Source organism: Salinibaculum rarum (assembly GCF_030505615.1).
Lineage (GTDB): Archaea > Halobacteriota > Halobacteria > Halobacteriales > Haloarculaceae > Salinibaculum > Salinibaculum rarum.
Genome location: NZ_CP129994.1, coordinates 387,873 through 412,162, shown reverse-complemented (window position 1 = coordinate 412,162; position 24,290 = coordinate 387,873). Strand labels below are relative to the sequence as shown.

General features: G+C 53.0%; 34 protein-coding genes and 3 tRNA genes. 35 read left to right on the top strand and 2 right to left on the bottom strand.

Annotation, left to right across the window (positions count from 1 at the left end; all coding sequences use genetic code 11):
• Nucleotides 1–129: 129 nt before the first annotated feature.
• From QYL91_RS17610 to QYL91_RS17525, 18 genes are all read left to right on the top strand, one after another.
• Nucleotides 130–849: a hypothetical protein gene (locus QYL91_RS17610; protein WP_302083280.1), complete on the top strand. Its 720-nt coding sequence runs from the start codon at nt 130–132 to the stop codon at nt 847–849.
• Between the two features lie 137 nt (nt 850–986).
• Nucleotides 987–1,562, top strand: coding sequence for a hypothetical protein (locus QYL91_RS17605; protein ID WP_302083278.1), 576 nt, complete (start codon nt 987–989; stop codon nt 1,560–1,562).
• Nucleotides 1,559–1,681 (top strand): hypothetical protein, encoded by a 123-nt coding sequence (locus QYL91_RS17600; RefSeq protein WP_302083276.1) that lies wholly within the window; start codon nt 1,559–1,561, stop codon nt 1,679–1,681. The genes QYL91_RS17605 and QYL91_RS17600 overlap by 4 nt, the downstream gene beginning before the upstream one ends.
• A 2-nt stretch (nt 1,682–1,683) precedes the next feature.
• Nucleotides 1,684–1,908, top strand: coding sequence for a hypothetical protein (locus tag QYL91_RS17595; RefSeq protein ID WP_302083274.1), 225 nt, complete (start codon nt 1,684–1,686; stop codon nt 1,906–1,908).
• Between the two features lie 58 nt (nt 1,909–1,966).
• Nucleotides 1,967–2,416 (top strand): hypothetical protein, encoded by a 450-nt coding sequence (locus QYL91_RS17590; RefSeq protein ID WP_302083272.1) that lies wholly within the window; start codon nt 1,967–1,969, stop codon nt 2,414–2,416.
• A 2-nt stretch (nt 2,417–2,418) separates the two neighbouring features.
• Nucleotides 2,419–2,580, top strand: coding sequence for a hypothetical protein (locus QYL91_RS17585; RefSeq protein ID WP_302083270.1), 162 nt, complete (start codon nt 2,419–2,421; stop codon nt 2,578–2,580).
• 9 nt (nt 2,581–2,589) lie between these two features.
• Entirely contained in the window at nt 2,590–3,168 is a 579-nt protein-coding gene (locus QYL91_RS17580) for a hypothetical protein (protein WP_302083268.1), read from the top strand.
• 284 nt (nt 3,169–3,452) lie between these two features.
• Nucleotides 3,453–3,905, top strand: coding sequence for a hypothetical protein (locus QYL91_RS17575; RefSeq protein WP_302083266.1), 453 nt, complete (start codon nt 3,453–3,455; stop codon nt 3,903–3,905).
• A gap of 74 nt (nt 3,906–3,979) precedes the next feature.
• Nucleotides 3,980–4,429, top strand: coding sequence for a hypothetical protein (locus QYL91_RS17570; RefSeq protein WP_302083264.1), 450 nt, complete (start codon nt 3,980–3,982; stop codon nt 4,427–4,429).
• Between the two features lie 20 nt (nt 4,430–4,449).
• Nucleotides 4,450–4,917, top strand: coding sequence for a reverse transcriptase-like protein (locus QYL91_RS17565; RefSeq protein ID WP_302083262.1), 468 nt, complete (start codon nt 4,450–4,452; stop codon nt 4,915–4,917).
• A 614-nt stretch (nt 4,918–5,531) separates the two neighbouring features.
• Nucleotides 5,532–6,212: a S1 family peptidase gene (locus tag QYL91_RS17560; protein ID WP_302083260.1), complete on the top strand. Its 681-nt coding sequence runs from the start codon at nt 5,532–5,534 to the stop codon at nt 6,210–6,212.
• Nucleotides 6,213–6,226: 14 nt separating this feature from the next.
• Nucleotides 6,227–6,976 (top strand): S1 family peptidase, encoded by a 750-nt coding sequence (locus tag QYL91_RS17555; RefSeq protein ID WP_302083258.1) that lies wholly within the window; start codon nt 6,227–6,229, stop codon nt 6,974–6,976.
• 251 nt (nt 6,977–7,227) lie between these two features.
• Nucleotides 7,228–7,413 (top strand): hypothetical protein, encoded by a 186-nt coding sequence (locus tag QYL91_RS17550; protein WP_302083256.1) that lies wholly within the window; start codon nt 7,228–7,230, stop codon nt 7,411–7,413.
• A gap of 248 nt (nt 7,414–7,661) precedes the next feature.
• Complete coding sequence (locus QYL91_RS17545; RefSeq protein WP_302083254.1) at nt 7,662–8,822, top strand: hypothetical protein; 1,161 nt, start codon at nt 7,662–7,664, stop codon at nt 8,820–8,822.
• A 407-nt stretch (nt 8,823–9,229) separates the two neighbouring features.
• Nucleotides 9,230–9,856: an IS607 family transposase gene (locus QYL91_RS17540; protein ID WP_302083252.1), complete on the top strand. Its 627-nt coding sequence runs from the start codon at nt 9,230–9,232 to the stop codon at nt 9,854–9,856.
• Entirely contained in the window at nt 9,849–11,570 is a 1,722-nt protein-coding gene (locus tag QYL91_RS17535; protein ID WP_302083250.1) for a transposase, read from the top strand. Before QYL91_RS17540 ends, QYL91_RS17535 begins: the two co-directional genes overlap by 8 nt.
• 36 nt (nt 11,571–11,606) lie before the next feature.
• Complete coding sequence (locus tag QYL91_RS17530; protein ID WP_302083248.1) at nt 11,607–12,215, top strand: hypothetical protein; 609 nt, start codon at nt 11,607–11,609, stop codon at nt 12,213–12,215.
• Between the two features lie 43 nt (nt 12,216–12,258).
• Nucleotides 12,259–12,606: a hypothetical protein gene (locus tag QYL91_RS17525; protein WP_302083246.1), complete on the top strand. Its 348-nt coding sequence runs from the start codon at nt 12,259–12,261 to the stop codon at nt 12,604–12,606.
• A gap of 23 nt (nt 12,607–12,629) precedes the next feature.
• Here the strand turns inward: QYL91_RS17525 and QYL91_RS17520 are convergent, their stop codons facing one another.
• Nucleotides 12,630–12,797 carry a hypothetical protein gene (locus tag QYL91_RS17520; RefSeq protein ID WP_302083244.1) on the bottom strand — a complete coding sequence of 56 codons (168 nt, stop codon included), beginning with the start codon at nt 12,795–12,797 and terminating at the stop codon, nt 12,630–12,632.
• Nucleotides 12,798–13,162: 365 nt separating this feature from the next.
• On the opposite strand from QYL91_RS17520, the gene QYL91_RS17515 reads away from it, so the two are divergent.
• The 10 genes from QYL91_RS17515 to QYL91_RS17470 all read left to right on the top strand — a co-directional run bounded on the left by QYL91_RS17515 (nt 13,163) and on the right by QYL91_RS17470 (nt 18,042).
• Nucleotides 13,163–13,603 carry a hypothetical protein gene (locus tag QYL91_RS17515; protein ID WP_302083242.1) on the top strand — a complete coding sequence of 147 codons (441 nt, stop codon included), beginning with the start codon at nt 13,163–13,165 and terminating at the stop codon, nt 13,601–13,603.
• Nucleotides 13,604–13,618: 15 nt separating this feature from the next.
• Nucleotides 13,619–13,933 (top strand): hypothetical protein, encoded by a 315-nt coding sequence (locus QYL91_RS17510; protein ID WP_302083241.1) that lies wholly within the window; start codon nt 13,619–13,621, stop codon nt 13,931–13,933.
• Nucleotides 13,930–14,409, top strand: a complete 480-nt coding sequence (locus QYL91_RS17505; protein WP_302083239.1) for a hypothetical protein — start codon at nt 13,930–13,932, stop codon at nt 14,407–14,409. Before QYL91_RS17510 ends, QYL91_RS17505 begins: the two co-directional genes overlap by 4 nt.
• Before the next feature lie 39 nt (nt 14,410–14,448).
• Nucleotides 14,449–14,847 carry a hypothetical protein gene (locus QYL91_RS17500; protein ID WP_302083237.1) on the top strand — a complete coding sequence of 133 codons (399 nt, stop codon included), beginning with the start codon at nt 14,449–14,451 and terminating at the stop codon, nt 14,845–14,847.
• Between the two features lie 504 nt (nt 14,848–15,351).
• Nucleotides 15,352–15,425: transfer RNA gene (locus tag QYL91_RS17495), tRNA-Gly, on the top strand.
• 17 nt (nt 15,426–15,442) lie between these two features.
• Complete coding sequence (locus QYL91_RS17490) at nt 15,443–15,769, top strand: hypothetical protein (RefSeq protein ID WP_302083235.1); 327 nt, start codon at nt 15,443–15,445, stop codon at nt 15,767–15,769.
• A gap of 195 nt (nt 15,770–15,964) precedes the next feature.
• The gene (locus QYL91_RS17485) at nt 15,965–16,363 is read left to right on the top strand and encodes a hypothetical protein (protein WP_302083233.1); all 399 of its coding nucleotides are present in this window, start codon (nt 15,965–15,967) and stop codon (nt 16,361–16,363) included.
• 641 nt (nt 16,364–17,004) lie between these two features.
• Nucleotides 17,005–17,076, top strand: a tRNA-Ala gene (locus QYL91_RS17480).
• A 7-nt stretch (nt 17,077–17,083) separates the two neighbouring features.
• Nucleotides 17,084–17,572, top strand: coding sequence for a hypothetical protein (locus tag QYL91_RS17475; RefSeq protein WP_302083231.1), 489 nt, complete (start codon nt 17,084–17,086; stop codon nt 17,570–17,572).
• 2 nt (nt 17,573–17,574) lie between these two features.
• Nucleotides 17,575–18,042: a hypothetical protein gene (locus QYL91_RS17470; protein WP_302083229.1), complete on the top strand. Its 468-nt coding sequence runs from the start codon at nt 17,575–17,577 to the stop codon at nt 18,040–18,042.
• Here the strand turns inward: QYL91_RS17470 and QYL91_RS17465 are convergent.
• Nucleotides 18,039–19,736, bottom strand: a complete 1,698-nt coding sequence (locus QYL91_RS17465; RefSeq protein ID WP_302083226.1) for a PAS domain-containing protein — start codon at nt 19,734–19,736, stop codon at nt 18,039–18,041. The two genes, QYL91_RS17470 and QYL91_RS17465, sit on opposite strands and share 4 nt — an antisense overlap.
• A gap of 246 nt (nt 19,737–19,982) precedes the next feature.
• On the opposite strand from QYL91_RS17465, the gene QYL91_RS17460 reads away from it, so the two are divergent.
• The 7 genes from QYL91_RS17460 to QYL91_RS17430 all read left to right on the top strand — a co-directional run bounded on the left by QYL91_RS17460 (nt 19,983) and on the right by QYL91_RS17430 (nt 24,178).
• The gene (locus QYL91_RS17460) at nt 19,983–21,107 is read left to right on the top strand and encodes a hypothetical protein (protein WP_302083225.1); all 1,125 of its coding nucleotides are present in this window, start codon (nt 19,983–19,985) and stop codon (nt 21,105–21,107) included.
• Between the two features lie 368 nt (nt 21,108–21,475).
• Complete coding sequence (locus QYL91_RS17455) at nt 21,476–21,715, top strand: hypothetical protein (RefSeq protein ID WP_302083223.1); 240 nt, start codon at nt 21,476–21,478, stop codon at nt 21,713–21,715.
• 2 nt (nt 21,716–21,717) lie between these two features.
• Complete coding sequence (locus QYL91_RS17450) at nt 21,718–21,981, top strand: hypothetical protein (protein WP_302083220.1); 264 nt, start codon at nt 21,718–21,720, stop codon at nt 21,979–21,981.
• 288 nt (nt 21,982–22,269) lie between these two features.
• Nucleotides 22,270–22,397: transfer RNA gene (locus tag QYL91_RS17445), tRNA-Gln, on the top strand.
• Between the two features lie 64 nt (nt 22,398–22,461).
• Nucleotides 22,462–23,325, top strand: a complete 864-nt coding sequence (locus QYL91_RS17440; protein WP_302083218.1) for a hypothetical protein — start codon at nt 22,462–22,464, stop codon at nt 23,323–23,325.
• Entirely contained in the window at nt 23,322–23,807 is a 486-nt protein-coding gene (locus QYL91_RS17435; RefSeq protein WP_302083216.1) for a hypothetical protein, read from the top strand. Before QYL91_RS17440 ends, QYL91_RS17435 begins: the two co-directional genes overlap by 4 nt.
• Before the next feature lie 56 nt (nt 23,808–23,863).
• The gene (locus tag QYL91_RS17430) at nt 23,864–24,178 is read left to right on the top strand and encodes a hypothetical protein (protein ID WP_302083214.1); all 315 of its coding nucleotides are present in this window, start codon (nt 23,864–23,866) and stop codon (nt 24,176–24,178) included.
• Nucleotides 24,179–24,290: the final 112 nt, after the last annotated feature.

The following is a 24,290-nucleotide window of genomic DNA, read 5'->3' as shown; positions in this document are numbered from 1 at the left end:
GTGACGCTCTAAAAGCCATATTGTCATGACTCAATACTCACACAGGTCCAGAACTCCCATCACCTCCGCACCTTTGAAAGACCCGAACAATACATCAAAATTTAAAAGAAAACCAATGAACAATCAACTATGGGATTCTTAAACAAATTTCTCGCCTATCGGTGGATGTCAGGAGGCACCGGTTCAGGTGGTGGCGGCGGTGGCGAACTCGGCCTCATCATGATGGTTTTCGTCGGGATAATGGCCCTCCTATTCGGAATTGCATACCTTGTCGGAGGGATCATTTCCGCCATCTACACCGGAGGTCGAGCACTCCTTTCGCCAGCTCCAGCCCTGACCGCCCCCCTCGCAGGGGTTGCCTTGGCCAGCCTGTTAGCCCACTGGCGAAGCTATTCTCGCAAACGAGCTATCAAAATCCTAGTCCCCAAAGGAGAAGATTCCAGTTTCGGATTCTATGTGAAGGGTGGCATCATATTCGCACTCGTCTGTGGGTTGCTGTACATCGCTGGAACAGGGATAATTGGTGGAGATAGCAATATCGTTGTCGCCCTCATCGTGCTGTATATAGTGTATAAGATGGTCCAGATGCCCTACAGGTACGCTCGTCTCCTGCGACACGCACCGAGCGGAACAACACTGATGACGGCGTGTCTCACACCGATGATGACATTAGTAGTATTATCACTCTTCGACCTAACTGATGAATTCTGGGCCACGCTACCGCTTGAAATCCTTCACGGTCCACTGGCCATAATCGCGGTTATGGTACCATATACAGTCCCTCTCTGGCTCATCAAACACCGAGCTGAGCCACATATCCTTCCAAAAAACCTCCAGTCAGCGGAGTGACGACGCGTATCCACAGCCTGAACGCCGTGGTAATGCGCCTGCTCCGCGTATAACTCAGCACTCCACATGCGACGCGCGCAATAGTCGAACTGAAGCGCGCGTCGCAACTCAATTCCCAGACAGCACATCTTCAATCCATGAACAAAAACAAGGACTACCCCGACCGAGAAACGATCATCAACGCTCCACCAAAAAGCACAACCGAGCTCGTTCGACTCCTTGCTGGACTCCCAAAAACATGGGACGTTCACTACTTCTCCGGGCGGAATGGAGTCCACGAAATCGATCAATTCACTCGTCGCCGCGAATGCGATTTCCCCGACCACGACGACGACGCGTACGATGTGTTTAACATCATGCTGAGCCCGCCAGATGAGCAAGCTGACGGGCTCTTCCGGATTCGACCGAAATACAGCTACGGCGCTGATGCTGTGACTGGCTATCGGGTGCTGTACTCACCGGGAACATGTGAAGATGCCCCGAGTCGGTGGTACGTCGGGCCAGAAAAGTGGTACGACCCTGGAGACATCGACTTCGAAAACGACGATGCTAACCAGGATTCCCTGCACTCCCTGAGTGACGCGTTCCAACTCATGCAGGAGATCATCGAAACCGGCGATGTGAGTTCAAGCGCAGCAGAACAGTATTCTGAGATCACACAGAGTGTACGACGCGCTCGCCGATTCGAAAATCACGAAGAGGCAGGCACATGACGGTGTCTGAACTTCAGCACATTCACCGTGTTTCACTCACCGACGAAAATGGTGACGAGCTAACGCCCGCAGAACAGGACGCACGCATCACCAACGCGATCCGTGACCGATTCTACTAATCATGCATTCACAAGCCCGCGAACACGACCAGCCAGAATCGTTCGCTGCGGCACGCGAAGCCGCGCCAAACGGCGACTTCGAAGTCGTTCTTCTTCACGACGAACACGGGGAACTTGGCACGCTGAACAAGACGTTTGGGAATCGGTTTGACGCTGAAATGGCCGCACATGAAGCAACCGTGAACGGCGTTATCGACACGGAAATTCGTCGTCGTGATTCGAACTGACTGTAAGCCGAAAACACCCTAACAACATTCACACCCTCTCACCCGATTGGCAATGTCCATGACCGAAGACCACCCCGACGACAGTCCAGCAGCACAGTTCCTCAACGCACTCCCTGACGGTTGGGAGTACACCAATCGCTACTACCGGACATACGAACACGAGAACGCGTACATTATTGTGCAGACAACCGCCCCAAGCAACCCGGACAACGACGCAGCCCCTGCGGACTCTACTGAAATCGAAGAAATCCTAACTGGTGATCGATCTGAAGGCAGTCTCGAAGTTGAACGCACGGGCTACGACGAGTGGAAGTACGATGTATACGGGTCAGCTTACCCGAACGACCCCGAAAACGAAATCCCCATTGATCCGTATCTCGGAACGCGACTCTCCCTCGAGGACGCACAGACCGTTGTTACTGCAATCATGCGTAAAATCAACTCGCACTCTCTTGACGACCTGTCGAAAGAGGACTTCCGCCACATCGGCGACATATCCACGGAGTAATCATGGACGAACTTCACATCCCTGACGACATCGATTCGCTGACGCCGCGCACAATGATCGATGACCTGGAGACCCTCGCCATCAAAGAAGATTCAGACGCACTCACGGATGCTGAACGTACTTATCAGGCGGCACTCCGTCAGCGTATCCGGGACAGCCTCTAACCTTCACTGATGCCGTACTATCACACGACGACAACTGACCGCGGCACCTCATTTACAGCGTCGAATGGCGGGTACTACGAAGCAGTCAACGATCATGGGTGCCCAGAACTCCTCACTGCTGCCGGTGAAGTAATCGGGTTCGAGACTGCTGACATCCCGACGATTGCCGGGTCACACACGCCTGAAGCCAGTCTCTTTGCTGCTGCGTTCAACCACGACACTGCTAACACGTACTACATCTACGAAACGTCACTCGAACCAGATCAGGATCTCTCCAATTGCGGGTTCGACTTCAGCATCATCGAGGAAGTCCGGTGGAAACATCCTGACGACACTCCCGTCCCGTTCGACCACTACGCAACTATCTCACTCCCACCAACTGCGATTGACCATGTCCAGGATGTCTACGCTGGGAACCCGCACGATCCTGACGCTGCCTGGGCAACCTACATCCAGTACGCCTTCCGTGCGATGATCATCAACGACGTTCCCTACCCGTCGGATCTCAACGAGCAATACGACCACCCGTACGCTGACTACTTCGACGACGTAGAGACGTCACCTCCCGATACACCAACGCCCCGGTGACGCACTTTCTCCAGTGCCTCAATGCACTCGCCCGGCATGGTCTTCGCCGCAGTCAAGTACGAGTGAAGCACGCAACCTATGAGTTCGACATCCCCACTAAGACCACTCTGGACACCACCGCTCACTGCGGTGGCGCGCGGCGAAGCGCAAAATGCAGCCGCGCGCCACCTGCGAATCCCAAGTCGGATCCACTCTCTCACATCTTCATATTGATTCTCTGTGCATCTCAGTGAATTCGTCGCCCACACGGCGCGCCAGCAAACCCAACTTAGAGCGTGATTCCAATGCAAGAACCCACCACTCCCGAAACGATGACCGCAACGGATACCGCGTCGCTCGCACAGCCCGGTGATACGTACACAAACGGTGACCGTATCGTCCACATCAACGGTACAGAATTCAGCAACGAAGACATCGCAGTGAACATCTCCGAGGATGCCACTGTTGGTGAAACCGTGACAATTCCCGTTAACCGGTACGATTCACTCCGCGATGCACTCGATACACTCATTCACGTGTTCGATGTGGATTTACCGGCAAGCGAGTTCAGTGATTTCGACGCGTTGCTCGTGCGTGACCCTGACGCAGAAGCGCAACGACATTTCCACGACCCGGCCAGCCTCGACCACTTCGTGCTTGACAACGAGTGGATGTGTCTGTCCGAGTCGAACATTCTGGAACACCGCGTCGTGTACGGGGTCGTCACCGAAGAACCGCGCCTCACTATCACCTCATAACAATGTCTCGAGCAAACCCTTCCCGATCCGCTGGTAAGACGAATCGTGTTACTGAACGGTATTCAGCTGACGACATGCCGGAAATTGGTAGTGTTGTCGCTGACCCTGATCAAGACACTGATGACACATTAGTCGTTGTTCAAACGCATACAGTGCGTGCTGACAACTTCTCCCTCAATGATCTCGATGATGGGGCAACTGTCGCAAGTTACACTGCGAACGAACCCTATCCCGATGACACGCACGTTGTTGAAGTCGCATTCTTGAATGCGCTACAAGAATCGTATGTCCGTGAAAACGTGGATTCTATCGCTGAACTCCGTGAATATCTCGACGATGGCGGGTTCCAACTGTACCCGTACCCTGCGGCTCGCCTCGGAAAATCAGATGAACAACCCATTCTCCCTTCCGTTACTCGCACCACCCCCTCGAAAAACCGAGCCACCAACAAAAGCACTGAACCCGACAACACAGACCTCAATGCGGATGATCTTCTTTCGAAGGCAATGGGTCAAACCAATTAACACTGTAACAGGTGACTCTGATGAACAAACATTCAAGCCGTTCACACCAGCAAGGACACTGTCGCGGCACTGACGGTGACGCAGTAGATGCATTTCTGTACTCCGACGGACAACTCACAACTAACGGACTTGGTGCAATCGGGTATTCAATTGTCACACCAGACGATTCACTAATCACTGGGGGTGGAGAGGTCATCAAGCATGACGTCTCCAAAGATGAAGTAGAATATCTTGCTGTGAAACGCGCGCTCGAAATTGCGCGCCGGGACACCCGTCTTAACGTCGTAGTCTCCTATACCGACCGAATGTTCACACCCCTCGAAATCAACGAGATTCGTGACCCGCCTTCAGACACTCTCACTTCACTTGCTACTACGATTAAAGACATCGGGAACTCATTTGACACTTGGTACATAGAATCAATTGATGCAGAAGATAACATTCCCTGCCACGATCTCGCCATGACAGCTGCCGCAACATCCAACTGAATGGCCAACTTCCCAATTTTTTGCCGCTATCCGCCCAAAGAAACCATCTGCACTTTCATGAAGAACAATTTTCTGCTCACTCCAAAGAGTTCTGCCAATATTTAATAACTCCCCTCTCTTATCCGTGCAGTGTGCATCGTGCGGTGGACGGACACTCTGTGGTGAAGTCCACCGCACATTTCCCAAACAGGTCTTTGCCCAGGTCCCCCTGTTGAGCTCAGAATAATACTATGACAGAGAACACACCTACGCTGTCGCGGCGAGATACACTAAGTAGTATCGCATCTGCAACAACCGTTCTTCTCGCTGGATGCAACACCGTCACCACTACTAACTCTGAAAACAGTACCAACGACAACAACAATCCAAGTCCACCCACTACGCCAAGCGCCACGACTACGACACCTCACGTTGTCCCAAACAACAGTACCAGTGGGGAATTCGCTAGTAATGAAACAACACCAGTAGAAACCCCCGTCCGGTCATCACCAACTCCGACACCAACAGATACGCCAAAAGACACGCCAACAGAAACACCGAGAGGCACGCCGACAAAAACACCGAAAGACGTGTCTGAAACCCAGGACTGTAAACTTGAGTTCAGTGAAGAAGTGATGACGCAAGCACGGGACGTTGGCCTCGAAGCACGGGATGCCGTCGTGTGGCTCTACCACAACAACGTCGGGAAAGAAGACATCATGGGCGGCATCGGCACCGGCTGGTTCATCGACGACACCCACATCGTCACTAACGGCCATATCATCGATCAGAATAACGAGGAAGATGGGTCATTCCGCGCCATCACTATCAACAACACCAGTCACGAACTCGAAGTTCTTGATTACGTCTATAATATCAACCCAACGCGTGACGTCGCGCTCCTTAAACTCAAAGACGGAAGCGCGCCGCACGCGCTCACCCTTGGCGACACCAACTCTCTCGAAGAGGGACAGCCCCTCATCCAAATCGGTCATCCGGCCACAATCGGGAACTGGCTCATCGCTCTCGGTACCTACACCGGCCGTTCACCCGGGATTAACAGTAACAGCCTCACTACCGAAATGCCCAGCTACTCAGGGAACAGTGGCTCACCACTGCTCACACTTGACGGTGACGTCGTTGGTCTACACTATGCGAGTACCAGCGAGAATTACGCTGGAGACCCCCCAACTCCGATTGACGAAGACGTAGATGAAGCACGCGTGTACACCGAGCTTCCATACCAGAAACGAAAAAGCGCAGTAGCAGAACCCATTGAAGACGTTACGAGTCATCTCTCAGACTGGCGAAACTAACCCAATTACAACCCATGCCTGGAACACCCGCTGACTCCGAACATACAAACCCAAGAAAAGAATCGTGTGAACCGCGCGAAATCCCTAAAGAGAAAGTCACCGCCGCTGAGAATCTCCTCCCAGACATCCGTAGCGGTGTCGCAGTCGTACATCCACAACGCAACGGCGAACGTGTCCACGGCACCGGCGGCACCGCGTGGTTCCTCAACGACACCTACGCGATCACCAACCAGCACGTGATGCGCCCATCGCCATCCGGCGAAGCAAAATTGTGGACCACCAACCAGGATTCGCTTACCGCCGAAGTCGTCGCCACAGGGGGCCTCAACCGCGACATCGCTGTACTCGAAATCACAGACGGTACCCCGCCAACCACACTCAACACCGCTGACTCCAGTACACTCTCCAAAGACGACTACATCATGCTTATCGGGCACCCTGAACTCATCGGGTATTGGGTTCCCAGTATCGGCACCTACACCGGCCGCAACACGTTTGAAGACTCCGAAAGTATCAATCCTGACTACCCTGACCTCAACATGAATATCCCGCACACCGGCGGGAACAGTGGGTCTCCAGTCTTCACGCTTGACGGCGATGTCGTTGGAATGCACTGGGGGAGCGGATTCAGCGGAGTCGGCCCTGCTGAACACACGCCGACCTCTGACGTCGTCCACACTGAATATCCCTACCAGGACCGCATTCCGGGCGTAGCTGACCCCATCGAAGCCATCCGCGAAACTTTGTCAAAGGTCACTCAGTGACTTCATCCGAATTTTCAGAAACCGCTGAGACCAGTGAGCGCGGCGGGCGGCGGGCTAGATGAAGCCCGCCGCGCTCAGAACATCATTCAAGACCTGAACACATGCACGCTACCAATACCACTTCCACCCCGGCCTCTACTCCAAGATTCCGCCCGCCAACTGGATTTACAGAATCATTCGACCCACCAAACAAAACCAGAGACACAATCGCTCAAGCATTCGTTGAAACAAGTGGGCGTGGCTACATCGTGGTGAAACGTCTCACTGACACGGACGGTGAGGAATTCTGGCACGTCGAAGAATGGCACTACACTGGAGACTACTACCAGCGTGAAACCAGTTACGCTGCCACCAGCCATGATGAAGTGTCAGAACACATGGGGACTGCCGCCAACACCATTCGTACTGTCGAACAAATGAATTCCTCGTTCCAGTGACGGTGCTGCCGGTCGCGCAGCGGACTCCTCGCTCTCGATTTACAGGCGGAACAGGCTGAACACCTGAAAACTTAACTCCAATTGACATCCTCCTACGCCTGAAGACACAGGAATCCCAAGCGTGGGGATAATAAGACCATTACCGTCGCGCCACCAAACTAGGGTACCGCATCTGTGTCGCGCGGCGGGCGGCGGCTTCGATGAAGCCCGCCGCGCTCGAGACAACACCCAGGAGACACGATTCAGCCATGTCCACCGACACTACCCACCCAGACGGTGCCGAACTCACCGTCGACGACATCACCAGCCGTAGTACTACACACTCCACCGTCAGACTCATCAACCCTGACTCCGCGCGAAATGAACTGGTGACCTGCTTAGAATGTGGGAAAAGCGCTGATCTTTCCACGCGCCGTGAGCGCAACGTAGGACGCACAATCGAACGGTTCGACGAGCGTGACTGCACCGACTACGAATTTCCAACCGATGTGTCGGTCGGCGACCACAGCATCGCAGTCAGCATCGAAGTGAAACGAAAAGAACGCATCGCAGTCTGTACTCAATGTGGGCGCCGCACGCGACTTCGTACCGGGGATCACGATCTGGAATATCTCGGCCGGAAACCCTGCGACGATGACTTCACTGAAGATGAACTCGTAGGCGCACTTTCTCATAATCTGTCGTATCATGCGGACTACAACGCAATCGGTATCGGGAACTGGTCATGCGGCACCGGGAACGGGTGGGGTCGAAACATCAAAAGCATCCTAGGACATTCGTCCCTCCCGGTGTACATCATCACGAAGCAACACCGTTCAGGGAACTACACGGTGTCAGTGCAAAGCGGAAAAGACCGATATTCAGAAACGTACGATCATTTCGATGCTGACTCCGACGCTGAGCTCGAAACTCGTTTGTTGGATCTGCTACCAGTGATGGTGCTTTTGAACGATTGCGATGCTGGAATCATTGACGACATCAAAGACCGCGCAGCTGAAATCAACGACATGCGGCACGATGCATGGATAGCTGAAGCATACGAGACAGCGCGTGCAACTTTCGACATGAAATTCTCTGACACGTCGATAACTGACCTCAATGACGCATTCAAAGATGCCGACGAGCCGGTTGATGAGAAAGAAGTTCTTCGACGTGTCTTCGGGCCAAATGCACGATTCAACGATGTGTCTGAGCGCGATTTTGCTACGAACGTCCTGAGTGAAGAGTCTGAACCTGAATTCATCACAATATTCGATGTCTTGAAGCAAGCTGCCGGAAACGATGAGACATATTCGCCAAATACGACGGTTCCAACGTTCGGGACAGACCTTAACGCAGAGACAGTATTCGCGTTCGGCCCCGCGGCAGACACCATCACCAACCTAGATATGCCTGACGAAGATTCTTAACCAAATCTGAAACCATTAGTACCGGGGCGCGGCGCAATCACTGGAAATGCCGCCGCGCCCCGGCGGCCCTCGCCGCGGTCTCACACACCGAGCCCGACGTAGGCACCGATCACGGGATATCGGTCATGACTGGTGCTTCCTGTGGGAGGGTGAGCACCTCGACTGCGTCACGAAACATCGCGTTGTGTGTGCTACGCGACCTGCCGGGCGTCGCCGTCATGCACTGCGTATGGCTGGCCTCCATGCACACCAGTGGATCTGGGCACCGTGACGACGAAACGTTTCATTCCTACAAAGGCAGGACGCAATGACCGCGTTGAACCCGATAACACCTCTGTTGGGGTTGTGTAACTGTTACAAAATACAGTACTTATAAGTATATACCAGTAGTAAACAGTAACATCAAGATGCCGCGGTCGTACTCGATTGGCGAGTTCGCGGACGAGCTCGGTGTTCACGCCCAGACCGTCAAACGCTGGTGTCGCAACGACGATCTCGATTATACCCGAACACCAGGCGGTGAACGCCGGATTCCTCACCGCGAACTCCGGCGATTTGCAGGCGATACTCGTCCAACAGACCGTGTTGCCCTCTACGCTCGTGTCTCCAGTCACGGCCAGAAAGACAATGGCGACCTTGACCGCCAACTTGACCGACTCACAGAGTACGCTCACGATCATGGCTGGAGCGTTGAAAACACCTACACCGACGTTGGCAGCGGCTTGAATGAAGATCGACGTGGCCTTGACTCACTTCTCGATGATGTACAAGACGCCGATTACGGGCGCATTCTCGTTACCTACGAGGATCGTCTTACTCGCTTTGGGTCCTCGTATCTCGAACGGTATTTCGACTGCTACGGTGTCACCATCACCGTCATCAAAGACGAGACAGACAAATCGGCACAGGAAGAACTCGTTGACGACCTCATCAAACTCGTCGCCAGTTTCAGTGGCAAACTCTATGGAATGCGCTCATCGAAAAAGCAACAGGTCGTCAACACCGTCGAATCCGAGGTGAAACCCGATGAGTGACCATCTCTCGCTTCCAATCCGTTTGCCAGACGAGGATGCCGAGCGATTCGAGCGACTGGCAACACTCACACACCGTGTTGCAACTCACGTCCTCGAAGACCACTGGACGCCAGAACATCTCGACGGGATTGCTAACGCTTCCCATCAGGCGTGGAAATACTTCGATGAACACGAACCGTTCGAAGAACTCGACCTGTATCTTCCCTCGCGGTTTCGACGGTGCATCTTGCAGAAAGTCGGTGAAACGCTTCGGAGTCACGCCGACCGCCGAGACGCCTTTCAGTCCATCCAGAGCGTGTTGCCCGACCACAAAATCCGACGAATTCACCGCCGACACATCAAAGACCAGCTCTGGGACGACGGTGACTACCTCTCGTCAGGCTACGTGGACATCCTCATTGACCAACTCAACAGCTACTACGACCGTCACGGGACGTATCCTGACACGTATCTTGAGATGCAGGACTGTCCTGCGTATGATAGCGGAGTGCTACCGTTTTCTGCGGACGACGGCCCAACAAGCGGGCAAGCGGTCAAATACCAGTACGACACCGAGAGCGAGACGCTGACCATCCGACTCAAGACGCCAGACACACGTTCACCGGAGACACGGGGCGATTGGTCGTGGACAGACTACGAGCGTGACGGCTACAAGGCATTTCACGATCTGCTTTCCCACGGCGATCTCTCGGCTCCCGAGTTCCAGCCATCTCGTCGCAAAACTGGTGCCGCCTACTACGAACTCTCCTTCCCCGTCGAAGTTGAACACACAGAGGCGACTGACGGTACAGACTGCGTGCTTGCGCTCGACGCCGGGATGCGAAAAGACATGACTGCTGTGGTAGTTACTGACCGCGGCGAGCAACTATCTACGCCACAGTTCATCCGGTTCACTGACCGCGAGAAGATGCGGCGACTCCACCGGGAACGAAGCCGCCTGAACGACCGGCTTGCGGCGTTGCGCCGGGACGGGTGCGCTCACACTGATGAGTTCGCGCATATCCAGAGCGAATACGAACGGGTGAACAACAAGATTCGACACAAGCGCGAGCAACTGACACACGACGTAGCCAACCAAGTTCTCGCACTCGCACTCCTGTACGACGTGGACGCTATTGTTCACGAGGATTTGCGGTCGCTGTCACCGCCGAGTGACGAAGGCGCGTTGTCCTGGGAGTTGTCATCGTGGGCACGACGGGACATCATCGAGAACATCAAATATCGGGCAGAGAGTGCTGGTGTCGCTGTCAAGCGAGTGTACCCGGAGGGGACGAGTCGGTCGTGCCCCCGGTGTGGTTCGACCGGTCACACCTGCAAGTCCCCCGACCACCAGCAAGAACACTGGTGGGGTGGCCACTTCCGGTGTGACAATGCCCGGTGTGGGTTCGAGGGCGATCGGGATTACGTCGGCGCACTGAACGTGGCCCGCGTGTTCTTCAGCGACACGGACGAGCTAGACCACGGTTTCACGTCCTCCTACACGGGGGATTCTGAAATCGTGCTAGCTGGCCGTTCCGCTGGCACGCGACTCACGTTCGGGACTGGCATCGTCGCCTACGAACCCGAACAGGCAGCGGCGACCACTGGTGGTGGGTCGGCTGTCATAGCGCCCGCCGTCGCCCTGCCCGAGTCGAACGCAGATGGTAGCGATGGGTGTGGCCCAGCCGTCCAACAGTGTGCCCGTTTCTTACGGTGTACTACTGAAAACTACTGAAAATTGGAACGGTTACTCGCTATCAACATCGGGATCATGATTCTCCTTACTGGTACTCTTGCTGCCGATCTCATGATTTACCTGTATAGCGACGCCATCTTCGCTCCATACACTGGTCTCGCAGTCTTCAGTGCCGGGATTATCGGTGGTCGGTATCTGAGCCACAAAGGCTTCCGAGGTGAATCACTCAGTCTTGGCTTCGGTGGCGTGCTCATTCTCCAAGCGACCTACGGAATCTTCGGTGCAGGTATTCTCAGTCAATTCGCTGCCGGGATTCACCTTCCTGCTATCGCTATCACTGCTGGTATTGTCCTCGGAATCGCTGCCATCATCACCGCAGCTGAATACTCCCAATCACTACACCCACCCTGGGAAAAATACATGATCTACGCAGGCGGCATCGCTCTCGTCGCCTACATCCTCGGAAATGCAATCACCGGTATAACCGCTCTAGGCGGGTTCCTCATCCTTGCAGCCATCCCTCTAATGGCGCTTGCCTTCCTCTTCGATTATGGCACCGAACTCCGCAATATTCGTTCTCGGCGGTACTCCTCGACACTAAATGCAATTGGTGTCTACGTTGCCCTCGCTGGCGCATTTGTCCACATCCTCCAACTCGTGCTTGAGGCAATGGGCGATAACTGATTCATCTTAGTGACAGCAGTGGGCGCGGCGCGCGGAGACAGAGATGCAGCGCGCCGCGCACAACACCACCTACGAACTCCCAACAGTCAAACCTATGAACACCACGATCGCTGTCCTGCAAGTCGAAACACAACGCGACACCATCCCTAGTCGCAACCAATCAGAAGTCACCGAATTATTCAAAGTTGAACAGCCCGCAATGGTTGACACTGCGACTGATGACGTCGGAATTGCACTATTCCAGTACGACAACCGCGGGTACGCCTACCTCGAGGCTCTCAACACAGACGACACGGACACTGCAATCGACCGTGCAAAGACTCGCATCGAAGACTACTGCGAAGCCGTTGATGCATCGATCATCGACATAACTGTGAAACGCCGCGATTAACAACACACATCACACTCACTATGTCACTTCGTCAGCACCTCATCAAACTCGGCGCGGTTGTCCTCGTTGTTCTTCGACATCCTATCGGTGTTCTCAAATACCTTCTCACGTGTCACACCTGTCAAGGGACCGGTGTTGTCGCACGAAAGTATCCCGAAGATCTCATCGTCTTCGATGAGCTGGAGATGCACACGTGCGGGCAGTGTAAAGGCACTGGGTGGCTTCATTCCGTGTTAATTCGCCGGTATCTGAAATGCGATGTCTGCGACGGTTCTGGCACTATAACAGACACGTACACGCCAGGATGCCCAGAAGTCACATGTAGTGGCTGTCACGGGTCTGGATGGCGCTGGTCGTATCTTCGCACGCATTACCAACGCCGGTATCGAGAACTCCGCGATGAGAACTACTACTACACAGAAGATCCGCCTCAACAGTTCGATCCCTAACCACCTGCCGACTCCACCCTCTCAATCCGCGGAGTACAAGTTTGTGGCGCGCCGTACCATCGCGTAGAGCGCGCCACAAACCTTCAGTCTTCGAGGTGACCACAACAATGTCACAATTCCGCAATGACCACCCAGTCCCTGACCAGTTACGAAAAGTTGCTGAACACAAACTTCCTGGACACAAAATCGGCGGGGAAAATCGGCGGAAAACACTCGAAGCAATCGCACGCGTTTACCATGCACTATCTACGAACTTCGACAATCTTGACGTGACTGGGCCACTAGGGTCCGTACAACATGTCACTGCGTACTCCATTCCTCGGAGTGACTGGCAGCAAGTCTGTAAAAAGATGAATGTGCACGGTAAAAGCGCAGACACCGTGGAAACCGTGATGAAAAGCGCTGTTACTCGCCTGAAAGCAAACGATCCAGCAGCGCAAAGCAGAACCATCCAAAACGAGAAAGCAGATCGAACACGCGTCGTATTCGTGTTGTTCAACCGCGAAACCAGCGACACCAACAACCAGAATGAAACAACCAATACATGACATCCATCTCTGCCAATGAGAGTTAGACTGCATGAGTCTAAACGCAAAGAAGAAACGCAACGTGATATTGAAGATGTTGCTCGCAGAATCAGTGGCATCCAAGTAACACAGAGTAAACAGGGTGAGGTTCTGCTTGAAGGCTCGAAAAGTGAGTTCTGGGTAGCTGTTGAGAAACTCAAAAACAAACGTGAATCGGTGTGGAACAATTATCTGGAAGGTGATTCGTTTAATCCAGACACAGAAAAGAAGTATCGTAACCTCGGTGGGACGATTGGTACTATGAAACGAGTCATCAAGAATCCAAATCACGGTTTCCGCGAAAACACATGAGTACAAACAACATTTCACCAAATCTTGACCTTGGCCTCGACGCATACGCATCGGACGACACGAATACTGCTGACCTCCTGAAGAATCTCGAAGGCTGTCGTGTCCACCGGTTTTCTGAAGGAACCGGTGAACACGCTGGGACAGCCCTGATGATCGTCGAACTCGCAGATGACGCTGGTCTCGGTGTGCAAGTGTCCATGGAAGTGGACACGTCCTACGCATCAATCCATCCGAATGCCCGACAACAGCCTGACGGGTCCTGGGCAGTAGATGACATCGATGAACGCCGTACACTCGACGAGCTGGAATCCCCGTGCCCGAACTGCCGCATCGTTGAAGTCGTCCAGAAAGACATCATGGACCCAGAGAACGCTCGCGTGCTTGCTATTCTGGATCCGGTCGGAGACAACCCGTACGCGCTTGATATCCACATCGACGAGGACGGCGGTACGGAGTTCTTCGAAACCAAACTGTAACTGGACACACAATACCCAATCTCACAAAACCGAATCACCATGATTAGCAACGAAACAGCCACGGAACTGTTCGAATCACTCCGAAAACTAGAGGCAGGAGACATCGTGAAATTCCAAGCAGGATTTGATCCCCAAACTGTCCACAGCGTCGAAGTAGACGAAAACGCAGTATTCGTTCACTTCGCAGATCCGTATGCAAACGAATCTGACAATCAGATCCACTACGCTGATCAGAACCACGCAATTCTCGGGTTAACTATTACTGTTGACCCGGATGACGACCAATTCTACGAAGGCCCAATAGCTAAATTTGACATTAATGGAACCAACGAGAACATCTCAAAGATCACTGATGTCGAACTACAAGAACAGGAAAACCAACGTACAGCTGTTCTAAACTGGGAAATCAATAAAGAACTAGTGCCGCGTCAAGTTTGAACTACTAGAATCAATCGAGAGATGCTGTATCGTAGGAATCTAGCGAATCACGACTGAAGCGGCACTAGCTGGATCTAATCCCACCAGTGACCAATAAGTGCGCGGCGCGCGGAGACAGAGATGAAGCACGCCGCGCACCCGTGGTCGCCCACACAGAACCTTTACAACAATCGATTTCATACGATTTCATGCGGCGGGCGACACACGACACTAGCAACGCGCCACGTGCCGGTGGAGCATGGGTTTGGTAGGCGAGAGCCAGTCATGCACCCCACTTGTAATGGGGACGTCGGGGGTTCGAATCCCCTCATCGGCTTGCCGGAGTGGGATTTCCAATCGAACCAAACTAGGGTTAAAGTGAATCCCACCACCGGATTCAGTCGGTTCATCGACTGACGGGTGGTGACCGTAGCCCGGCACGAGACTGTGCAGCTCCGGACTGCATGGTCGTTGGGAGTGCAAACCGGTTCGAGGACATCAGTCACCTCGAAAAACAACCTGTGCACGTCGGTAGTGTCCAATCGGCAACACGCCTCCTTACCGCGGAGGAGTTCGAGGTTCGAATCCTCGCCGACGTACTCATAACTCTCAATCCATGTTCCAATACTCATCCACGGTCGTGATATGGCTCCTCAGCGCGACACTGGTACTTCTCGGCTACATGGCGCACCGTCACATCAGCAACACTAGCCAGCGGACTGGCCTTGGATTCGTCCGGTATATCGGGGTCCTCTGTGGGAGTGTCGGTGTCGTCGGCATTCCCGCTTCGATGGCGCTGAATCCGTACGTCGCACTCCTCACCCCTACGGAGGGTCTAGTTCTCTTCATCGGTATGCTTGTCGCGTCGTTCATGCTGTCCCATGTTGGCTGGCAGTATCTCGGCATCGAAGAACACACGCCGGCGTCCACGGGCAATCGATAATTCACGCTACCGATGAGTCATCAGGATTCCACGGAGAGTCACACGTCGCTGAAGTGCAGTGAGTGTGATTACGCGATTCGACCAGGGGATACGCGTGTCCCTTCGTCTGATGGTGCACTACACGTTGCGTGCCAGTATCGTCGTGAAGCACGCGAGTCGTATCGGTTCTTCCTTCGGAACCCCGCTGGAGACGGTATGAGTATGTCGTTGTACTACGATGCTGGCGACCGTGAATATCCAACGTTGATGAATACTGGTGGGTTGAATTCGATTCTGTCTGCGTCGAAGGCAGTCGGTGGTGATACCGGTATCGAGCCGACTGAGCATTTCTTCGACGCGATCGCGTATACGTTCCACTGGCTGCAATCGTATCGCCCACTCCCAACAAACCGCGAGCAGATCCGGGAGGAAATCGAGAATGAGATGGAAACGCACTATCCGAACGAGAAGGTTCCCTCGCATGAACGATGGGCCATCCATCTCATCGTCACGCAGATGTATCTCGCACCAGATGTGCCGAGTGAATGGGAACCCATCGTCGCGTATTGTGATTCGATCACTGGGTTCTCTGTCCCGGATTTGAAATCTGAATAGTTGGGTGCGGCGCACTGAGAGAAATGCGTGCGCCGCAGCCCTGGCCCCTGAGGGCCCTGGGCGGTCCCCGCTCCGAAACCTGTATAGCGACGCACGCATTTACTGCTGTCACCGGGAACACGAGCGATGACGTGACGCCCACCACTGGTGGGTGAAAGAAGCGAGGTTTAAGTCCTTGTCCCGGCGTTGGGCCGTCTTGATGTGGACGGTGCGCAGCTCGCAGGACCATGCCTGCAAACCCAGTTGGGAGGTAGTGGCTCACGACTGCATCGGAGGCTGAACCACAGCCCCAGCGGTACTGTCGAGGTGCGCGGTGAAACGCGTACCAGACGCCGCCTGGTGGGGATGTGGGATGAAGCGCTTCGCGTTCTGAAGAACGGGCGTGGCTGCGGGAACCATCACATCAACTGTCGGGTGACTGCTTTCCGTCGCTGGTGGCCGTCACCCGTGTGCGTCATAACGCCGTCCGTCGGGCAATGACCCTGCATAGCGGTGAAAAACCGCTAGGTGACAAGCAAGACGATGATCCCTCTCTGAAGGGGTATGAGACTTGCTTGATCACCGGGTAGGTGGGAGGTCGAGGACGGGCGACGCACCACACTCCACAAGTGTGAGAAACGAATGACGTGACGCGCGGATGCGGGCCCATAGCTCAGTGGCAGAGCGCCGCCTTTGCAAGGCGGAGGCCCTGGGTTCAAATCCCAGTGGGTCCACTTTTCGATGAGTCAAACCACTATTCCATCCGACCAAGAAAACCCGGCTCACCACACCATGAGCCGCGAAGATGCGTTAGGCACACTTGTCGCGCACGAAATCGGGATGCACATGGTGCTTTGCCGAGTGATCGGTGTAGAGACTGCCGACGCGCCCAGCGATGACGACACAACTGAGCGCCGATTTACACTCAAGCAAATCCACAGTGGGGAAACCCGAACTGCATATCCTGACCGGCACCCGCCGAATATTTTCATGCCGGACATCGACGCAGAGTTCGCTATTTACGAACGTCAACATCAGAAAGGGAACGGTGACTGGGTCGCTACTACTCCACCACGACGTAATCCCCTTATTGCTGCGGAGTATTTCGGTGAATACACGGGACATGAAAACACTCGCATCCGGAAACGCGCTGCGATCTACCGCGGCAACAACGACTACGACCTCATCGAAACAACGATCGACGATCCAAAAGCCGAATTCCAAAACTAACCATGGGCGCATACCTCCGCTACCGTGTTGCTAACGCAGCGAACGCATCGCTTGGGAATTCGATTCTTGAATCTCAACCCGAGTTTGAAACGCTGAAAGATGCTGAGTGCCCGCATCCGTGGTTTTGGACGGAAGCTGACGAAGCCCAGCTAGACTTCGATTATCACCTCGAGATCGGTGAGGGGAACACGAAGGTGAACGGCCCAACTCCGCCTGGTGGCCGTGATGCATTCGCCGAAGCGCTCACCTCGCTTTTCGAGGTGCTTCATGAAGACGAGCGAATCACTGTCGAAGTGTCTGCTGGGTCGTGCGCTCTTGGAGAGGACACACTGAACGGCGAGCCGTTCACGTATTTCACACCTGAGCAGGCTGCACGCCTCACTGATGATGGCTGTGCACTCACCGGGGACATCGACGCTGTTCTTTCTCGACTTCCTGCTGAGCTCTGCGACGTCCCACACCCAGGTTAGCTTCCTGCGTGGTCGCTCGCAACTGGGGAGATGTCATCACTGTTCACACTCGGACGCGGAAGTTCAAATTGCACTACACTTCCTCGCGGGTCGTTTTCGGTAATTGTTAATTCTCCACCGAGTGTCGTTGTAACCCATTCCATCAGCCAAATCCCGATTCCAAGCCCATGACTCAGTGTTGTTTCTTCTCCTGCTTCAATCACATGCTGTTCGAGATCTGGAATCCCAGGTCCGTTGTCAGTGATGGATATGTGTACCTGATCTCCATCTGAACTCTGCGATGCGGTAATCGTCACTTCAGGTGGTGTTTGATTAGTATGCACAACCGCGTTTTCAACGGCTTCACTCAATGCCTGCTCGAACAACGCTGCATTCCGCACCAAGATATCTGACTGAATATCAGTCTCTACAGCAAACACTGCGTTTGAATACTCTCGTTGATACCTTTCAACGAGTGCTTCTAGGTCAAGATTCTCCCATGTCTGCTGATCAGTTGGATCCCAGATTTCACGCAAATACGCTGTTTTCTCAGCGATCTCCTGCATGGCTTCTGCTTGCCGTTGAATCGCCTTAATCGACGCCTCCCGAGCCTCTGAATCCATGTCATCCTCATACAACATTTCTGCGTGACCGCTAATCACACTAAGTGAATTCCGCAAATTATGGCGTAACACTCGATTCAGCACGTCAAGCGTCTGCGTCGTGAGGATATCCTCAGTGATGTCCTGCTCTATCGCCACGAAATTTGTAATCGACCCATAACTATCTGTCACAGGGATGATCTTCTGTCTCACTTCAATGAGTTCCCCATGCTTCGTTTGATTGGTCAACGTCGCTTCCCACACCTCCCCATTCGTAATCTCCTCCCAAAGGTCCTCGTAGAAATCCTCATCCTGCTGGTCTGACTTTAGAATACGCGGAGTGCGTCCAATTGCTTCGGACGCTGAATACCCAGTGATTCGTTCAAACGCAGGATTAACATATTGGATTGTGCCATCAGGATCCGTGACTAGTATCGATTTCTCGGCTTCCTCAGCTTGTTCTTTGAACAAAGACAAGTCTTGATCGAACTGCTTTTCAGCAGTTACATCTCGATGATACCCGAGATAACTGATGACTGCGCCAGTTTCAGAACGAATCGGGATAACTGTGACACGATTCCAAAACATCGCCCCGTCTTTCCGATAATTCCGAATCGTCACAGAGACGGGCTCTTCATTTTCAAGCGCAGACTGTAATGTCACCACTCGGTCTTCACATGTAGCTTCTCCATAGAGAAACTGATAGCTCTCTCCGAGAATTTCTTCTCGTGAATAACCCGTGAGCTCGCAAAACCCATCATTCGCATAAATCAGCGGATTCTGTGACCGAGATGGATCCGCGATCGTGATTCCAATCGGTGTCTCTCCTTTTAGATACTCTGGAGAACCAGATTCTTCTAACGGTGTTTCACCACCCATCGGAATAATCGTAGAATGAACCTCTCGATCTTTCTCCCATTGAATCTGCGAACTCACTATGATAACCTGCTGTGATTCCCCATTGAATCCCTCAAGCTCAACAACCAAACCGAGTGCAGGTGCATCATCAGTTTGAATCCGTGCAACCTGGTCAAGAAGTGCAGCATGATGTTCAGATACGACAAGCTCAGTTAGGTCCATCCCAATGAGCTGGTCTCGTGATTCTGCATTCACCAATGCAGCAACTCCTGAATCTGCATGACTGATTTCCATCCCAGAGTGCACAATAAACGAGCCCGGGACAGATTTCCTCGCCATAACCAGACATACATCCCCCTGAAATATGTACTTGTGGTTTCGTAACTTTCCTACTGACGAAAGCAATACGAAATCCCCGCCGCACGAAAAACCGCTATGCGCGGCGGACGGCGGGCTCAATGAAGCCCGCCGCGCATCACCCAGCACCCAGATTCACCACTCATGACAAACAACACATCCACTCCCGACAAATCCGAACCGAGAGAACTCGACGAAGATACAGAGGAAGAAGTCGAATTACTTATTGATGAGATGGAAAACTCTGACAAAAAGGATGACTCCATTCCGGACAACGAACGTGTCCCAGTTGAGGAAATCAAAGCGCAAGCAGACGATGTCGTCATTACGTCGTTTTTCGATGCAGCGAACGCAATGGGAACATGGTATCCACCACTTGAAGAGCTAGACATTCCAACGCCGAAAACACACCTCATCGAACTCGTAGAAGGATCACAGGCCTATCTCGGAATGTCGAAAGACGAAATCACACCGGTGTTCATGACGGAAGATCCTGACCTGAAGATGAAATTCGTCGGCAAACCAGAAATCGGTGTAGATGGGATTCGTGACCTCATCAATGAGGAATACGGTGGTGAAGAAGTGTTCATTCGCTCATTCCATAAGTCAGCAACGCATCTTGATGACACTGCTGGGAAAATCGATGAACCAACGATCGAAAACATCAAACAGACACTCGGTGGGATTTTTGACGATCACATCATGGCAAAGATGCCAACCGGGAATGGCATCGCTATCCGCGAATTCCTAGACTTAGACTTCCTGCCTGAAGTCACTGATGAGGATATCTCCAATAATGACAGTGACTTGTTCTATTCGTTTTCACAAAACCTGCGAACGTTCCATCCAGAAGTTCGATTCTTCATCGATAACGGAGAGGTGAAATACTGGTGGCCGCGGATGAACAAAGAAGCATTCAAGAAAGCAACTGGGAACGACGAATTCTACCAACAACAAGTGGGGGAAATCAAAGATAATATCGAGCAACTACGGACGTACGCTGAACGTGTTGCAGAACAGTTTGCTCCGCAAGCATGGTCTGTGGATTTCGTGATGACCACTGCTGAAGAGTGGTACTGTACAGACATGGCCGTCAACGCCCTGTATTGGAACGAAAAGAAACAAGAATGGTATAATATGAGTGAACACGAATCCGGATCTGAATACAACCTTGAAGAAACAGTCGGTGCAGAACTCCCACCGCCTGCATCAGCTCCTGAACTATTCCCGGCATGGCGTGATCCGCAAATCGAACCGTGGTCACAGTGACACTCATGGTTTCACTCAACGACATTTCACCGCAGCAAAACGGGCGAATTCCATGCGAAAACTGTTCTAGCCGTCACACTGAGATCACACAGAATAGTCGTCACTCAAATCGCCGCACCATCCAGTGCAATGACTGCGGACACGAATGGACTGACTACACGGGACCAGAATGTCCGACGTGTGGGAGTCACCACACGAGACGCGTCACAACTGGTGTCGCACCACACCGTTCGACAGCGATTTCCTGTTACGAGTGCGGGCACGGTCCTGATCCGTCACGGTGACAAGTCAACACCGCCGCAACACGCGCGGCGGGCGGAAGACTTCGATGAAGCCCGCCGCGCTTAGGGCGTCACCCAGGCCCAACCATGTTTACACAAACCACCCGCGATACGACAAATCAAAGTGACACCGAGACCGATGAAGACACCTGCGCTGTCTGTGATGCACCACGCAGTGAATTCACAACGGAGATCGTGATGGCAATCGGGGAACTAACACTCGGCGATGTGAATCTTGACCGGCGACGCGCCGACCTCGATGAATTCTGCTCGTTGGATTGCTTCCACGAACATCCGGACCCGCTCCCTGACACAATTTCCTCGTAACAATGGATGCCGATCAGCAACAATCGTTAACCGGTGACTCTGTTTCTGAAACTGAACTCGAGTACAGTCGTCAATCACGACGTAAGAACACAAACGACGATGGCAACCTGAAGTGCCCTGAGTGCGGGCATACAACCTTCTGGGTCGCTGGCCCGGTCGGCAAGAAAGTCTCTCTTGATGAACAGATGAACATCGACGACGTCTACACGGAACAACCGATGGACATCACAGAGCGCCGATGCGCTGATTGCGGACACACCTTTTAGGAACGCGCAACAATGTCTCTCAGTGAACTCTTAGATGAGCTCTATGACGACCTCGATATGACGTACAGCGAGCGCGTTGGAGAAACCGCGCGAAACGTTGCCCACCTCAGAGACTAACTATGCTATTCAGCACATCCACGACAACAAGTGACACAGTAACAGCGTGTACAAACCATTTTGACTCCCGCAGGGTCGGCGGCGCGCGGCGAGTGAATTGCAGCGCGCCGCCAGTCTCCGGTACTCCCAAGTCCCAGAGATTTAAACGCATTCGGCGAAAAGAAAAACCAGAGTCCAGTGGTGTAGTGGCCAATCATGAGGGCCTTTGGTCGAGCGTAGATCTCTCTACTGCCTGTCCAACCCAATGGTCTTCGCTCGGAAGAAAGCCCTTGACGATGGTTCGAATCCATCCTGGACTATAGACAGCAATCCCGGCGTACTTGATGCATAACCAACCACACCAATTTGTATCCAACTCAACGCATGCAACCAGGAAACGCCGCCGCACTCTACAGCCATCTTGAGTCGTACTGTGATCCAACTCATGCGACTCATACGATCACTGTGAACGGCACCGATCACGACGTGTACCACACACAACTCACCACGTATCAAATCGATGCGATAGCAGACTTAATCGCAGAAACAGCGCAGGACGCTGATTTCAACCTTCCTGAAGACACTCTTTTTGACTTCAGTGACATAGTAGAAACCGCGATTAATAATTCATCGTTCGGAGCTCCAACCCATGACAAGCATCTGTATCCTCGAGATTCACTTGTCGATCCGATAACTCTCTCTTCACAGGCCACTAAATTAGAACAACTCCGTGACGATGACCAAATCAGCGTTTCTGTGGAGTCTATCGGTGATTTAACTGCGAAACTCCTCACACTGTACAACATCGACCGGTTCCAACAACGCCGTCTGAGTGCTGAAAAGGATGCAAAACAGAATCTGCGAGAAAACGGTGCTGAGTTCGAAGTGTCAAAGCGAGAAACTGCGGAAGCGATAACTGCTATGGCAGGCGTTATTGCTGACGCACATGACCCAGCAGTGTTTGAACTTCCATCGCCTGATCCTATTACAGTCACTGAATTGTGGTGGATGATCGAAGAAACCGGGTTTGAACCATCGCATGAATGGGTTTACGCACTTTACATAGACCACAAACGCCCCCTCCACCACGCGCCGGATGATGCTATGATGCATGAAATGATGACTGGTGTTTCAAACCTCATGATGCCGAAACGGCATCGGGACACCTCAGAGAAGTGGGAAAGCAACGCGGAACCTGACCTGGAAGACGTTACAGACGACCACGGATACGTGACTCTTGATTCATGACTCCCGACAACAACCTCTACGACACTCCGCCGTCAAAGCAGCCAGAATCGCAGCAGCGAACGCTTGCTGAACGTGTCCTTGGAGAACACACGTTTGGCACTCCAGGAGTCCCTGAAGCACCTGAAGAAACGGATAACGCCATTGCTGAAGATGCACCACGGATCTGGTGTCCTGAACTTCACGCAGCACTGTTTTCACGGACAGATCTCACGGCAGAATACATTAGAGAATTCATCACTGAAGAATTCAGTCACTACGAAACTGAAGACGAACCACGTGTATTGCGTCTCCCGGGAGATTCAGAACAGGAACGAACTACGGCATGGTGTAGTTACTCGAAGTACTTCAACCCACAAATTGTCGGTGGGGATAAACCATTCTACGAATTCTGGGCAGCTGAAGAACACCCTGCATTCACAGTTACCGTTGACATCGACTACACGACTGGTCAACTCACGGCAACAGTCACAGAAACCAACTGAAACACTTCCTGAAAACTAACCCAAACAACTACCCTCATCCACCTACAAAATCACCTATGTCTGAATTAGACGACGTCATCTACGGGCAGGATTGGACACGTAACCGACTCAATGACCTCGCTGACAACTGGGAGCTCACAGATACCAGCAGAACCGATGACGAAATCACTCTCGTCTTCACCCATGACACCACTGACGCGATTTGTCGTATTACCGGAGAACCCAATTCTGTCGGGCTTTCACACTCACTTCGACTTAAGGTCAACGGGAGTGATGACATTCGTGCCGAAGCGGATTGGGCTGGTGACATCATCGAATCAGCGACCGGCATTATGCAAGCATACCACGCAGGTGTCCAAAACTCGACCTAGGAGAATCTTCGACGAAGAAACAACATCCCATCTCAGAATCTCAGTTTGGCACGGCGCGGCGGGTAACAACTCAAAGTGACCCGCCGCGTCCTGCCACCAATCCCGAGAGGTG